Source organism: Pseudescherichia sp. (assembly GCF_031998825.1).
Taxonomy (GTDB): Bacteria; Pseudomonadota; Gammaproteobacteria; order Enterobacterales; family Enterobacteriaceae; genus Pseudescherichia.
Map to the genome: position 1 here is coordinate 58,931 of NZ_DAMACX010000012.1, position 13,661 is coordinate 72,591.

13 protein-coding genes are annotated in these 13,661 nt (G+C 55.7%); 12 read left to right on the forward strand and 1 reads right to left on the reverse strand.

What is annotated here, in order from left to right:
• From hisS to RTP97_RS08175, 11 genes are all read left to right on the forward strand, one after another.
• Positions 1–1,275: a histidine--tRNA ligase gene (gene hisS / locus RTP97_RS08125; RefSeq protein ID WP_312412490.1), complete on the forward strand. Its 1,275-nt coding sequence runs from the start codon at positions 1–3 to the stop codon at positions 1,273–1,275.
• A 36-nt stretch (positions 1,276–1,311) separates the two neighbouring features.
• Positions 1,312–1,932, forward strand: coding sequence for a YfgM family protein (locus RTP97_RS08130; RefSeq protein ID WP_312212695.1), 621 nt, complete (start codon positions 1,312–1,314; stop codon positions 1,930–1,932).
• A gap of 10 nt (positions 1,933–1,942) precedes the next feature.
• On the forward strand, positions 1,943–3,121 hold the full coding sequence (bamB, locus tag RTP97_RS08135) for an outer membrane protein assembly factor BamB (protein WP_312412491.1): 1,179 nt from the start codon (positions 1,943–1,945) through the stop codon (positions 3,119–3,121).
• A 130-nt stretch (positions 3,122–3,251) separates the two neighbouring features.
• A complete protein-coding gene (gene der / locus RTP97_RS08140; protein ID WP_103818871.1) occupies positions 3,252–4,736 on the forward strand; it encodes a ribosome biogenesis GTPase Der in 1,485 nt (494 codons plus the stop codon).
• Between the two features lie 186 nt (positions 4,737–4,922).
• The gene (locus tag RTP97_RS08145; RefSeq protein ID WP_312412493.1) at positions 4,923–5,381 is read left to right on the forward strand and encodes a Panacea domain-containing protein; all 459 of its coding nucleotides are present in this window, start codon (positions 4,923–4,925) and stop codon (positions 5,379–5,381) included.
• Between the two features lie 705 nt (positions 5,382–6,086).
• Positions 6,087–7,631, forward strand: coding sequence for a peptide MFS transporter (locus RTP97_RS08150; RefSeq protein WP_312412495.1), 1,545 nt, complete (start codon positions 6,087–6,089; stop codon positions 7,629–7,631).
• A gap of 229 nt (positions 7,632–7,860) precedes the next feature.
• The gene (locus RTP97_RS08155; protein ID WP_312412498.1) at positions 7,861–8,343 is read left to right on the forward strand and encodes a type VI secretion system tube protein TssD; all 483 of its coding nucleotides are present in this window, start codon (positions 7,861–7,863) and stop codon (positions 8,341–8,343) included.
• Between the two features lie 113 nt (positions 8,344–8,456).
• On the forward strand, positions 8,457–8,750 hold the full coding sequence (locus RTP97_RS08160) for a polymorphic toxin type 44 domain-containing protein (protein ID WP_312412500.1): 294 nt from the start codon (positions 8,457–8,459) through the stop codon (positions 8,748–8,750).
• Entirely contained in the window at positions 8,728–9,126 is a 399-nt protein-coding gene (locus RTP97_RS08165) for a hypothetical protein (RefSeq protein ID WP_312412503.1), read from the forward strand. Before RTP97_RS08160 ends, RTP97_RS08165 begins: the two co-directional genes overlap by 23 nt.
• Positions 9,127–9,219: 93 nt before the next feature.
• Complete coding sequence (locus RTP97_RS08170; protein WP_312412505.1) at positions 9,220–9,441, forward strand: zinc ribbon domain-containing protein; 222 nt, start codon at positions 9,220–9,222, stop codon at positions 9,439–9,441.
• Positions 9,442–9,508: 67 nt separating this feature from the next.
• Positions 9,509–10,651, forward strand: a complete 1,143-nt coding sequence (locus RTP97_RS08175; RefSeq protein WP_312412507.1) for an MFS transporter — start codon at positions 9,509–9,511, stop codon at positions 10,649–10,651.
• Here RTP97_RS08175 and xseA read toward each other — a convergent pair.
• Positions 10,648–12,030, reverse strand: a complete 1,383-nt coding sequence (xseA, locus tag RTP97_RS08180) for an exodeoxyribonuclease VII large subunit (RefSeq protein ID WP_312412510.1) — start codon at positions 12,028–12,030, stop codon at positions 10,648–10,650. The two genes, RTP97_RS08175 and xseA, sit on opposite strands and share 4 nt — an antisense overlap.
• Before the next feature lie 157 nt (positions 12,031–12,187).
• Between xseA and guaB the strand changes: the two genes are divergently transcribed.
• On the forward strand, positions 12,188–13,654 hold the full coding sequence (gene guaB / locus RTP97_RS08185) for an IMP dehydrogenase (RefSeq protein ID WP_312212685.1): 1,467 nt from the start codon (positions 12,188–12,190) through the stop codon (positions 13,652–13,654).
• Positions 13,655–13,661: the final 7 nt, after the last annotated feature.

Here is a 13,661-nt window from a genome sequence, read left to right on the forward strand (position 1 = left end):
GTGGCAAAGAATATTCAAGCCATTCGCGGCATGAACGATTACCTGCCAGGCGACACCGCCATCTGGCAGCGCATTGAAGGCACACTTAAGAACGTGCTCGGCAGCTACGGTTACAGTGAAATCCGCTTGCCGATTGTAGAGCAGACCCCGTTATTCAAACGCGCCATCGGTGAAGTGACCGACGTGGTTGAAAAAGAGATGTATACCTTTGACGACCGCAACGGCGATAGCCTGACGCTGCGTCCGGAAGGTACGGCGGGCTGCGTACGCGCCGGCATCGAACATGGTCTCCTGTACAATCAGGAGCAGCGTCTGTGGTACGTCGGGCCGATGTTCCGCTACGAGCGTCCGCAGAAAGGGCGCTACCGCCAGTTCCATCAGCTGGGCTGCGAAGTCTTTGGCCTGCAGGGCCCGGATATCGACGCCGAGCTGATCCTGCTCACCGCCCGCTGGTGGCGTGCGCTGGGCATCGCCGATCACGTTAGCCTGGAGCTGAACTCCATCGGCTCGCTGGAGGCGCGTGCCAACTACCGCGATGCGCTGGTCGCGTTCCTTGAGCAGCACAAAGATAAGCTCGACGAAGACTGCAAGCGCCGCATGTACAGCAACCCGCTGCGCGTGCTGGACTCAAAGAACCCGGACGTGCAGCAGCTGTTAAACGACGCTCCGGCGCTGGGTGACTACCTGGACGACGATTCTCGCGAGCACTTTGCCGGTCTGTGTAAACTGCTGGACGCGGCAGGCATTGCCTATACCGTAAACCAGCGCCTGGTGCGCGGCCTCGACTACTACAACCGCACCGTCTTTGAGTGGGTGACTACCAGCCTCGGCTCGCAGGGCACGGTCTGCGCAGGCGGCCGCTACGACGGCCTGGTTGAGCAGCTCGGCGGACGCGCAACGCCAGCGGTTGGCTTTGCGATGGGCCTCGAGCGACTTGTTTTGTTAGTTCAGGCAGTTAATCCGGAATTTAATGCCGATCCCGTTGTCGATATATACCTGGTCGCGTCGGGTACGGACACGCAGGCCGCTGCGCTGCAGCTGGCTGAGCGGGTTCGCGATGCTGTGCCTGAGGTAAAATTGATGACCAACCACGGCGGCGGCAACTTCAAGAAACAGCTTGCCCGTGCCGACAAGTGGGGGGCTCGCGTCGCGCTGGTGCTGGGTGAGTCGGAAGTGGCTGACGGTAACGTGGTGGTGAAAGATTTACGCTCTGGTGAGCAGACGACCGTAGCGCAGGATAGCGTTGCCGCGCATTTGCGCACACTACTGGGTTAATCTCCCCGGGGAATTATCGTTTAGGAGAAGGACTGCGTGGAAATCTACGAGAACGAGCACGACCAGGTTGATGCGATTAAACGCTTCTTTGCCGAGAATGGCAAAGCGCTGGCCGTTGGGGTTATTTTAGGCGTTGGCGCGCTGGTAGGCTGGCGCTACTGGGCGAGCCATCAGGATGATTCCGTGCGTGAATCATCGTATGCCTATGAAAATGCCGTCTCGGCGCTGCGGGCGGATAAGCCAGAGACGCTGGCGGCCGCAGAGAAGTTTGCTGCTGATACCAAAAACACCTATGGTGCCTTTGCCTCCCTTGAGCTGGCCCAGCAGTTTGTCGAGAGCAACCAGCTGGATAAAGCCGCAGCGCAGCTGCAGCAGGGTCTGGCTGCCGCCAGCGATGAGAATCTGAAAGCGGTGATCAACCTGCGCCTGGCGCGTGTTCAGGTACAGCTGAAGCAGGCCGATGCGGCGCTGAAAACCCTGGAGTCCATTAAGGGTGAAGGCTGGACGGCCATCGTAGCCGATCTGCGCGGCGAAGCCCTGCTCAGCAAGGGCGATAAACAAGGTGCTCGCAGCGCCTGGGAAACGGGCGCGAAAAGCGACGCTTCGCCAGCGCTGAGTGAAATGTTGCAGATGAAAATCAATAATTTGTCCATCTGAGAGGGACCCGATGCAATTGCGTAAATTACTTCTGCCAGGGCTGCTTTCGGTCACCTTGCTGAGTGGCTGTTCTCTGTTTAATGGCGAAGAAGACGTTGTCAAAATGTCTCCGCTGCCGACGGTTGAAAATCAGTTTGACCCGTCTACCGCGTGGAGCACCTCTGTCGGCAACGGCATTGGCGATTTCTACTCTAACCTGCACCCGGCGTTTGCTGACAGCGTGGTTTACGCTGCCGATCGTCATGGGATGGTGAAAGCCATCAACGCAGATGATGGGAAAGAGGTGTGGTCTATCAGCCTGGCCGAGAAGAGCGGCTGGTTCTCTACCCGTCCAGCGCTGCTCTCCGGCGGCCTGACGGTGGCTGGCGGCCACGTCTACGTTGGCAGTGAAAAGGCGCAGGTTTATGCCCTGAACACCAACGATGGCTCCCAGGCCTGGCAGACCACCGCCGCCGGGGAAGTGCTCTCCCGTCCGGTAGTGAGCGACGGCCTGGTGCTGATCCATACCAGCAACGGACAGCTGCAGGCGTTGAACGAGAGCGATGGTCTGGTTAAGTGGACCGTTAACCTCGACATGCCAGCCCTGTCGCTGCGCGGTGAGTCTGCCCCGGCTCCGGCCTTTGGTGCGGCGATTGTCGGCGGTGATAACGGTCGCGTCAGCGCGGTTATGCTGAAAGAGGGCCAGATGATTTGGCAGCAGCGTATCTCCCAGGCCACTGGCGCAACGGAGATCGACCGTCTGAGCGACGTTGATACCACCCCGGTAGTGGTGAACGGCGTGGTCTATACCCTGGCCTACAACGGTAACCTGACCGCGCTGGATCTGCGCAGCGGCCAGATTATGTGGAAACGCGAGCTGGGTTCGGTGAATGATTTCATCGTTGATGGCAACCGCATCTACCTGGTTGACCAGAACGATCGCGTATTGGCCCTGACGACTGACGGTGGCGTCACGCTCTGGACACAAAGCGACCTGCTGCACCGTAACCTGACCTCTCCGGCGTTGTATAATGGATCCATCGTAGTGGGTGATAGCGAAGGCTACATGCACTGGATCAATCCGGAAGACGGACGTTTCGTGGCGCAGCAGAAAGTTGACAGCTCCGGTCTGCTGACCGAGCCGGTTGTGGCCGATGGCAAACTGCTGATCCAGGCGAAAGACGGTACGCTCTACGCGATTACGCGTTAATTACGGCGGTCGTTGGCGTTGAAAAACGGCTCCTGTTTCAGGGGCCGTTTTACTGTTTTTAATTTTTACTGATTTACCAGCGGCGCGAATTGGCGGCGTTGACAATGATTTTTTGAATGAGGCTTTAAACATGATTCCTGTGGTCGCGCTTGTCGGACGCCCGAACGTTGGCAAATCCACCCTTTTTAACCGCTTAACGCGTACTCGTGATGCGCTGGTAGCGGACTTCCCGGGGCTGACGCGCGACCGTAAGTACGGTCGGGCTGAAGTCGAGGGTCGCGAGTTTATCTGTATCGATACCGGCGGTATTGACGGTACGGAAGACGGCGTTGAAACCCGCATGGCCGAGCAGTCTCTGCTGGCGATTGAAGAGGCAGACGTGGTGCTGTTTATGGTGGATGCCCGTGCTGGCCTGATGCCAGCCGATGAAGCCATTGCCAAGCACCTGCGCTCGCGTGAGAAACCGACCTTCCTGGTCGCCAACAAAACCGACGGCCTCGATCCCGATCAGGCAGTCCTTGATTTCTACTCCCTCGGTCTGGGCGAGATCCACCCGATTGCCGCCTCTCACGGGCGCGGCGTGACCAGCCTGCTGGAGCACGTGCTGGTACCGTGGATGCAGGAAATCGATCCGCGTGAAGAGGAAGAGGTGGACGAAGACGCGGCCTACTGGGCGCAGTTCGAAGCCGAGCAGAACGGTGAAGAAGTTGAAGAGCCGGAAGATGACTTTAACCCGCTGGATCTGCCGATCAAGCTGGCTATCGTTGGTCGTCCTAACGTCGGTAAATCTACCCTGACCAACCGCATTCTTGGTGAAGATCGCGTGGTGGTGTACGACATGCCGGGCACCACCCGCGACAGCATCTACATCCCGATGCAGCGCGACGAGCGCGAATACGTGCTGATTGATACCGCAGGCGTGCGTAAGCGCGGCAAGATCACCGATACCGTAGAGAAGTTCTCGGTAATCAAAACCCTGCAGGCGATTGAAGACGCCAACGTGGTGATGCTGGTGATCGACGCCCGGGAAGGCATCTCCGATCAGGATCTCTCCCTGCTGGGCTTTATCCTCAACAGTGGCCGCTCGCTGGTCATCGTCGTTAACAAGTGGGACGGTCTGAGCAATGAAGTGAGAGAGCAGGTTAAAGAGACCCTCGATTTCCGTCTGGGCTTCATCGACTTTGCTCGCGTGCACTTTATCTCTGCCCTGCACGGCAGCGGCGTCGGTAACCTGTTTGAATCCGTGCGTGAAGCTTACGACAGCTCGACCCGCCGCCAGAGCACCGCGATGCTGACCCGCATCATGAACATGGCTGCGGAAGATCACCAGCCGCCGCTGGTACGTGGTCGCCGTGTGAAGCTGAAATACGCCCACGCCGGTGGTTACAACCCGCCAATCGTGGTGATCCACGGCAACCAGGTGAAAGACCTGCCGGACTCCTACAAGCGCTACCTGATGAACTACTTCCGCAAATCGCTGGACGTCATGGGTACGCCGATCCGTATCCAGTTCAAAGAGGGGGATAACCCGTTCGCTAACAAGCGCAACACCCTGACCCCGAACCAGATGCGTAAGCGTAAGCGTTTGATCAAGCATATTAAGAAAGGCAAGTAACAGGCCTGAGCGTAACGCTATCTTTAAGCCCGCATATTGCGGGCTTTTTTATTTTTCGGCCTGGCTCGCAGATAAAGGTTTTGGGTGGTGAGATAGCACTGTTTCACTCGCGATATTTTTGCGAGTATGCGATCGTTGCAGCTAATAACTATGTGTCATCAATGACTTACAAAAGGAGATGCAATCATGGCGGTGACAACCCTAAACAGTGTAGCGGACTATCTGCTGTGCTTTGCTCAAGAGCACGGAGATGTCATAACGCCGCTTAAGCTGCAGAAAATGGTTTACTATGCCGATGCCTGGTACATGGCTTTGAACGATGGGGCTGAATTAGTGCCTGAACGGTTTGAAGCCTGGGTACATGGCCCGGTAGCCAGAGATTTATATGCCCGTTTTGCCGACTACAAATGGCAACCTATCACTGCTGAAATAGCGCTTCCGGACCTTCCTGTTAACATCGTTGAACATCTGAATGAGATTTATCAGGTGTTCGGCGGCTATACCGCTTATGAGCTGGAGCAGCTAACGCATCAGGAGCAACCGTGGATTAGCGCTCGAGGAGATTTAGCCGTCAGCGCCGTTTGTACTCATGTTCTGGATAAAAAAGAGACCGCTGAGTTTTATCGCAGCATGATGGAAGCTTAACAGTGAGCAGAGGGAGGATTAAAGCGGGAAAGATCCCCTCTTCAGGCGACAGGATTGTTGTTAGAAAACCATAAAACGCCCGAGCGGCTTTAAGCTTCTCTTTTCAATATATTGATTCAGCCCATGCTAAGTTTGGCTTTGCAAAGCAGAGTGCTGCCTATTTCTGTAAGGTGATTGAGCGGCTTCAGGGTATATCCAGCCTTACATTGTTGGAGTTCACCACCAATCGTAACGCAGCACTCAAATCGCATTGTATAGATTGGGTAAGGACTTCTGAACCTGACGGATTTGCACACCTGAACGAGCAGTTTCAGAGCTATACCCCCTATCAGTTTGCGGTGTCACGTAATGTACACGGGCGCGTACATGGCTTTTTCATCGGTGATGTATTCCACATTGTATGGCTCGATCCCGATCATCAACTCTATCCTGCCAGCTAATACGCGTTTTACGTCTGTTCAAAGCATAAATTTTCCTGCGCTGTGTCAAACACTATTCGTTCCTGCCCAACTTAAAATCTAAGAAAGTAGACAAACGTCGAGTTTTCATCTTAAAGTCCCGGGGTTGGTACTAGACAAAACTAGCGCCAGATTATCAAATGGTTATATAACTCTTCGCCGCATGTAAAATAATCGGTCAGATACGTAACTGATCGGCGTATATCGCGGCGTTTGCCTGCACAACGACATACCTTTCGGGAGAAATATGCAATCCTCTGTTAATCACCAAGAGAGCCGAACGTTCTTCGGCCATCCTTATCCGCTCGGCTCGCTGTTCTTCACCGAGATGTGGGAGCGTTTCTCGTTTTACGGCATTCGTCCGCTGCTGATCCTGTTTATGGCGGCCACCGTGTATGACGGCGGGATGGGGCTGGCACGTGAGAACGCCTCCGCGATTGTCGGTATCTTTGCCGGTACTATGTATCTTGCCGCGCTGCCGGGTGGCTGGCTGGCAGATAACTGGCTTGGCCAGCAGCGCGCGGTCTGGTATGGCTCGATCCTGATTGCCCTCGGCCACCTGTCGATTGCGCTCTCCGCCTTTATGGGCGACAACCTGTTCTTTATTGGCCTGATGTTCATCGTGCTCGGCTCTGGTCTGTTCAAGACCTGTATCTCGGTCATGGTCGGCACACTGTATAAGAAAGGCGATGCACGTCGCGACGGCGGTTTCTCGCTGTTCTACATGGGCATCAATATGGGCTCCTTCATTGCGCCGCTGATCTCGGGTTGGCTGATTAAAAGCCACGGCTGGCACTGGGGCTTCGGTATCGGCGGCATCGGGATGCTGGTGGCGTTGATTATCTTCCGCGTGTTTGCCGTTCCGGCCATGAAACGCTACGACAGCGAAGTGGGTCTGGACTCCACCTGGAATAGCCCGGTAGTAAAGAGAAAGGGCGTGGGGATGTGGCTGCTGGCGCTGGCACTCGGGGTGGCGGTGGTCGTGACGCTGATCGCCCAAGGTGTGATTGTCATCAACCCGGTCGCGGTCGCCAGCATGCTGGTCTACGTGATTGCGGCATCGGTAGCGCTCTACTTCGTCTACCTGTTTGTCTTTGCTGGCCTGAACCGTAAAGAGCGCGCTCGACTACTGGTCTGCTTTATCCTGCTGGTCTCCGCGGCGTTCTTCTGGTCTGCGTTTGAGCAGAAGCCGACTTCGTTCAACCTGTTCGCCAATGACTATACGAATCGCATGATCGGTGATTTCGAAATCCCTGCCGTGTGGTTCCAGTCAATCAACGCCCTGTTCATCATTCTGCTGGCCCCGGTATTCAGCTGGGCGTGGCCGAAGCTGGCGAGCATGAACATTCGCCCGAGCAGCATTACCAAGTTCGTGATCGGTATTCTCTTTGCGGCGGCAGGCTTTGGCCTGATGATGCTGGCGGCACAGAACGTACTGAACAGCGGCGGGGCAGGCGTCTCTCCGTTCTGGCTGGTGGGCAGCATTCTGATGCTGACGCTCGGCGAGCTGTGCCTCAGCCCGATTGGTCTGGCAACTATGACCCTGCTGGCACCGGAAAGGATGCGCGGTCAGATGATGGGGCTGTGGTTCTGCGCAAGCGCACTGGGTAACCTGGCGGCAGGCCTGATTGGCGGTCACGTGAAGGCCGACCAGCTTGATATGCTGCCGGATCTCTTCGCCCGTTGCTCCGTTGCCCTCCTGATCTGCGCCGCAGTGCTGATCGTTCTGATTATTCCGGTCCGTCGCATGCTGGAAAATGCGCAGGCTAAACCGGCCACTAACGCCGGGTAATACCTCAACGTTACCGGGGCAGGCGCTATGCTCCGGTAACATCGTGTCGCATATTACTACCATTCAGCCCGCATCCTGCGGGCTTTTTCGTATCCGTAAAACTCAAAATGAAGCACAACTCCATTTTTGGACAATTAACAACCAGTAACACACTCATCATCATTTGAAATATCCTTATATATAGCATGTGATTTCAGTTTCCCTTTTAAACTATATGGATATTTTAGATATGGCTATTCCAATTTATTTATGGCTTAAAGACGATGGTGGTGCAGATATCAAAGGGTCTGCTGACATAAAGGATCGGGAAGGCAGTATTGAAGTAACTGGCTTTACTCATAACTTGCGTTTGCCTACCGATGCTTTTACCGGAAAAGTGACAGGCACCCGCCAGCATGCCCCGGTATTATTTCAAAAAGAGATAGATTCATCTTCCCTATATCTGATGAAAGCTGTGGCGACTGGACAAACGCTAAAATCTGCAGAGTTCAAGTTCTACGCAATCAACTATGCTGGGCAGGAAGCGGAGTATTACAATATAACGTTGTATAATGTGAAGGTTGTCTCCGTGTCTCCGCTGATGCATGACATTAAAGACCCATCCAAAGAGAGGCACAACCATCTTGAGTTGGTGGAGCTACGCTACGATAAGATTATCTGGAAATACTGCGACGGCAATTTGCAATTCGCAGACAGTTGGGCTGAGCGTTAATTATGCGTATCCCAACTTACATACCGCCTTATGATATATCTTCGTTTTCGCCACCCGGAGTGGACGTTATAAGTCATATGATGATTGCGCGGTTCCATGGTGGAGCTAACCTAATGACCTATACATGGTTTTTTATGATGGTTCGTAATCATGGTCCATGGGATTACAAGCAAGGCAACAGGAAATACGCTAACTTCGGCAACTTTCATTATGGTGCTATCGGCGCGGCAGCAGGTATCCCTAACGGGGTGTTATTGCGTGGGGCTGGCGCTGCGCAGATAGTCGCTGGAACAAGCGACCCGGTAGAATTTGCTAAATACCACAGTGTTGACTCATATGGTGATGATCCGGTTGATCAAACGTGGATACGAGCAGGGATCGACTATGCGAGAAGGTGTGGGTTTTAACTGGCGTACAGGGGCTGTCTTTATTTTGCTTATCTTTGGGTTCTGGGCGTATCAATTCCGCGATTTGTTTACCGTATATGAACAGCTGAAAGGTAATATGAATGTAAACGATGAGCTGACCCTGTATATCACCCAGGCGGCGTCCAGTTCACTTTCAAAGGATACATACCGTTACTATCTCTATGATGCCAGGAAGAGTCCTGATGATTTCATGGCGCATGTAAAAGATGTGGAGCCTATTATGATCGCTGACGACTATAAGGCTAACGCAGAAGTGAAAGATGGGCAGATCTATTTACGCGTTCGCGGAAATGTCTATTCCTTCAGGAATGTAGGCTACAGCGTTAGGATCCATCTTGATGCTGCACCTTACTGATTACAGAATCACAGGTTGTAGAAAGTGATATCCTATACGGGACATAGTTTTAAACCCCAACGCTGAGCTAACTGCTCTACACCTGGAGGCGTTATGCAACTCACCTGTCCGAACTGCGATAAGCCGATGGAACTTGTTGGCACCCATGCACATTGCGAAAACTGTAATCTGGATGTGGCGTTAGAAGCCCATTGCCCCGATTGCCATCAGCCATTAGAAGTGCTCAAAGCCTGCGGTGCCGTGGACTACTTCTGCCAGCACGGCCACGGGCTGATCTCTAAAAAGCGCGTCGAGTTCGTCAGGTCTGACGCCTAATCACAAAATTTGCGCAATCGGCTCTTTGCACTTACGTTTTTTAACGACTCATAAAAAGAGAAACGTAATGAAAAGAGACGTGGCGCTGGGAATAACCGGCTTTGCTTTGATCGCCGTAACCTATGGGATGGCGAGATTTTCATGGGGGATCATGCTGCCCGATATTCGGCAGGAGATCCCTTTCACGCCCGAGGTTGCCGGGTTAATTGCCGCCTGCAGCTACGTAGCATATTGCTTATCCGTCTTCATCGCCTCCTCTTTGACCAGCCACTTCGGTCCACGCGTCCCGGCCATGCTGGCCGCCATTGTGGCCGCCGCCGGGTTACTTATCCTGGCCTTATCGGCGGCACCGCTCTGGCTGGCGATCGGCCTGTTTATTGCGGGTCTTAGCTCTGGACTGGCCTCCCCATCTCTTGCCGGAGCCGTGAACGACAGGGTTCCCCCTGAGCGGCAGACGCAGGTAAATACGGTGATTAATGCCGGGACCAGCGGAGGCATCATCCTCTCTGTCCCTATCCTGTTTTTCATGCCGGGCGGATGGCGCGTGGCTTGTATAGCGTTCGCTTTACTGGCGCTGGTATGCCTGATCGCGGCATGGCGTACTCTTCCTAAAAGTGCGTCTACATCGACAGAGGGAGCGCTGCGCTGGGGCATCCTCTTTCGTAAGCCGGGCATGTTTCGGCTGTTGGTTATTGCTTTTGTTAGCGGCATTGCCAGCGCGGCATGGTGGAGCTTCGGACCTGAGTTACTTCACCGTCACACCAACGTGGATAGCGCGATGACAAACGTCCTGTGGCTGGTGAGCGGTGGGGCTGGCGTTATTGCCGTGTTTACCGGTACCGCAGCGAGACGTATCGGCATGCGGGGCGTTTACTGGGGATCGCAGTTCTTTATGGCAGCGTCTTTAGCCGCGCTGGCCGTGAGCCACGGTTTTAGCGGGTGGCTTTTTCCGGTGGTGGCGATGAGTGGCGCAGGATATGTCATTTTGTCCGGCGTGCTGCTGGTACAGGGCGCTGCTATTGCCCAACCTTCACCGGCGGCTGGCGTCAGTATTGCTTTTCTGATGCTGGCCGCTGGGCAGGTAGCAGGCTCGGTTCTCTTTGGACAGCTCTATGGCACCATCGGTGCGGCTGGCGCACTGGCTGTTTTTTCTGGCCTGTCCTGGGTGATGCTTGCCGTTACGCCTGACGGCAAGCATCAGGCGAGCTAGCTAGCGTCAGGTTTTTTGCGTGCCCGGGTTTTTTTAGCAACGGTCACGCCTTTCACTTCGCTTTCTACCCAGCCATCAGCCAGGCGGGTAGTGAGGAGATCCCCGGCCTTCACCTGTTTGGTCTGCTTCAACACGTTGCCGTCTTTTGCGGTGGTCACGCTGTAGCCGCGAGCCAGCGTAGAGAGGGGGCTCACCGCTTCCAGATGCGTGACCGTATTACCGAAGCGTTCCCGGGTAGCGCTGAGTCTGGCGCTCATCAACTGGGCCAGACGGTACTCCAGCTGCTGCACCCGGTTCTGGGCGCGATGAATACGTGGCTGCGGAGAGTGCTGGTTCAGACGTTGGGTCATCCGCTGCTGGCGCTGGCCTGAACGCTTAAGCTGATTATCCATTGCGTAGGTTATCCGCTGGCGCAGGCGCTCAAGCACGGTTTGCTGACGCGCCAGCCGCAGCTGCGGGTGCTGCTGTTGCAGGCGGTGCTCCAGCTGGGTAAAGCGACGGGTGCGATTCGCGAGATAGTAATCCATCGCCATCTCCAGCCGCTGCTGGCCGCTTTGCAGCTGACGCAGCAGTTCAAGCTGGTTGCGGCTGACCATCTCTGCGGCGGCGGACGGCGTCGGCGCACGCAGGTCAGCCACAAAATCGGCGATGGTGACGTCGGTTTCATGGCCGACGGCGCTGACGATGGGGATGCGGCTGGTGAAAATCGCCCGCGCCACGCGCTCGTCGTTGAAGCTCCAGAGATCCTCCAGCGAGCCGCCGCCGCGCCCGACGATCAGCACGTCACACTCCTGACGGCTGTTCGCCAGCTCGATAGCGCGAACGATCTGTCCCGGTGCGTCTTCACCTTGTACGGCGGTAGGGTAGATCACCACCGGCAGGGAGGGATCGCGACGTTTAAGCACGTGCAGAATATCGTGCAGCGCGGCCCCGGTTTTCGAGGTGATCACCCCCACGCAGTGAGCGGGGGAGGGGAGCGGCTGCTTGCTCTGCTGATCGAACAGTCCCTCTGCCGCCAGCTTGGCCTTTAGCTGCTCATACTTCTGCTGTAACAGGCCTTCGCCTGCCGGCTGCATGCTCTCGACAATGATCTGATATTCGCCGCGCGGCTCGTAGAGCGTAATGCTGGCGCGCACCAGGATCTGCTGGCCGTGCTGGGGACGGAAGGTCACCCGACGGTTGCTGTTGCGGAACATCGCGCAGCGCACCTGGGCAGTATCATCCTTCAGCGTGAAGTACCAGTGACCGGAAGCAGGCTGGGTAAAGTTTGAGATCTCACCGCTGATCCAGACCTGGCCAACTTCTCGTTCCAGCAGCAGGCGCACCGTCTGATTCAGGCGGCTAACGGTAAAAATTGCGGGGGATTGCATCGATGACATGTGAGCCAGATCAAATTTTAAATCAGAAGGTTAATTAATCGATAGTAACCCGATGGGCCGCAATCGCAACTATTTTTCGAAAAAAGTGTAGATGCAATCGGTTACGCTCTGTATAATGCCACGGCAATATTTAACCACCCGGTCAGAGATATTGCCCATGCTACGTATCGCTAAAGAAGCCCTGACGTTTGACGACGTCCTCCTCGTTCCCGCTCATTCTACCGTTCTGCCGAATACTGCCGACCTCAGCACCCAGCTTACCAAAACCATTCGCCTGAATATTCCTATGCTCTCCGCAGCAATGGACACCGTGACGGAAGCACGCCTGGCTATCGCCCTGGCGCAGGAAGGGGGCATCGGTTTTATCCATAAAAACATGTCCATCGAACGCCAGGCGGAAGAAGTACGCCGCGTGAAGAAACATGAGTCCGGCGTGGTAACCGATCCGCAGACCGTGCTGCCGACCACCACCCTGCGTGAAGTGAAAGAGCTGACCGAGCGCAACGGCTTTGCCGGTTACCCGGTCGTGACCGCTGACTACGAGCTGGTGGGCATCATCACCGGTCGTGACGTGCGCTTTGTTACTGACCTGAGCCAGCCGGTAAGCGTTTATATGACGCCGAAAGAGCGTCTGGTCACCGTGCGTGAAGGTGAAGCCCGCGACGCCGTGTTTGCCAAAATGCATGAAAAACGCGTTGAGAAGGCGCTGGTCGTAGACGAGAGCTTCCACCTGCGCGGCATGATCACCGTAAAAGATTTCCAGAAAGCCGAACGTAAACCGAACGCCTGTAAAGACGAGCATGGCCGTCTGCGCGTGGGTGCTGCGGTAGGCGCGGGCGCGGGCAACGAAGAGCGCGTTGATGCGCTGGTTGCCGCGGGCGTTGACGTGCTGCTGATCGACTCCTCCCACGGCCACTCCGAAGGCGTGCTGCAGCGTATTCGTGAGACCCGTGCTAAATATCCTGACCTGCAGATCGTTGGCGGCAACGTGGCTACCGGTGCAGGCGCACGTGCCCTGGCCGACGCTGGCGTCAGCGCGGTGAAAGTGGGTATCGGCCCAGGCTCTATCTGTACTACCCGTATCGTTACCGGCGTGGGCGTTCCGCAGATCACCGCGGTTTCCGACGCGGTTGCAGCCCTTGAAGGCACTGGCATTCCGGTTATCGCCGATGGCGGTATCCGCTTCTCCGGCGATATCGCTAAAGCGATTGCCGCAGGCGCGGCGGCGGTAATGGTTGGCTCCATGCTGGCCGGTACAGAAGAGTCCCCGGGCGAGATCGAACTCTTCCAGGGCCGCTCTTACAAATCCTACCGTGGCATGGGCTCGCTGGGCGCGATGTCCAAAGGCTCCTCCGATCGCTACTTCCAGACCGATAACGCTGCTGACAAGCTGGTGCCGGAAGGTATCGAAGGCCGCGTGGCGTACAAAGGTTACCTCAAAGAGATCATTCACCAGCAGATGGGCGGCCTGCGCTCCTGTATGGGTCTGACCGGCTGTGGTACTATCGACGCGCTGCGTACGCAGGCTGAATTTGTACGCATCAGCGGGGCGGGCATTCAGGAGAGCCACGTTCACGACGTGACGATCACCAAAGAGTCCCCGAACTACCGCATGGGTTCCTGATTTAATT

What these genes read in the sequence shown, in the direction of transcription:
- bamB (WP_312412491.1), top strand. Translation starts at nt 1,943, where the DNA reads ATGCAATTGCGTAAATTACTTCTGCCAGGGCTGCTTTCGGTCACCTTG.
- der (WP_103818871.1), top strand. Translation starts at nt 3,252, where the DNA reads ATGATTCCTGTGGTCGCGCTTGTCGGACGCCCGAACGTTGGCAAATCC.
- RTP97_RS08145 (WP_312412493.1), top strand. Translation starts at nt 4,923, where the DNA reads ATGGCGGTGACAACCCTAAACAGTGTAGCGGACTATCTGCTGTGCTTT.
- RTP97_RS08150 (WP_312412495.1), top strand. Translation starts at nt 6,087, where the DNA reads ATGCAATCCTCTGTTAATCACCAAGAGAGCCGAACGTTCTTCGGCCAT.
- RTP97_RS08155 (WP_312412498.1), top strand. Translation starts at nt 7,861, where the DNA reads ATGGCTATTCCAATTTATTTATGGCTTAAAGACGATGGTGGTGCAGAT.
- RTP97_RS08160 (WP_312412500.1), top strand. Translation starts at nt 8,457, where the DNA reads ATGACCTATACATGGTTTTTTATGATGGTTCGTAATCATGGTCCATGG.
- RTP97_RS08165 (WP_312412503.1), top strand. Translation starts at nt 8,728, where the DNA reads ATGCGAGAAGGTGTGGGTTTTAACTGGCGTACAGGGGCTGTCTTTATT.
- RTP97_RS08170 (WP_312412505.1), top strand. Translation starts at nt 9,220, where the DNA reads ATGCAACTCACCTGTCCGAACTGCGATAAGCCGATGGAACTTGTTGGC.
- RTP97_RS08175 (WP_312412507.1), top strand. Translation starts at nt 9,509, where the DNA reads ATGAAAAGAGACGTGGCGCTGGGAATAACCGGCTTTGCTTTGATCGCC.
- xseA (WP_312412510.1), bottom strand. Translation starts at nt 12,030, where the DNA reads ATGTCATCGATGCAATCCCCCGCAATTTTTACCGTTAGCCGCCTGAAT.
- guaB (WP_312212685.1), top strand. Translation starts at nt 12,188, where the DNA reads ATGCTACGTATCGCTAAAGAAGCCCTGACGTTTGACGACGTCCTCCTC.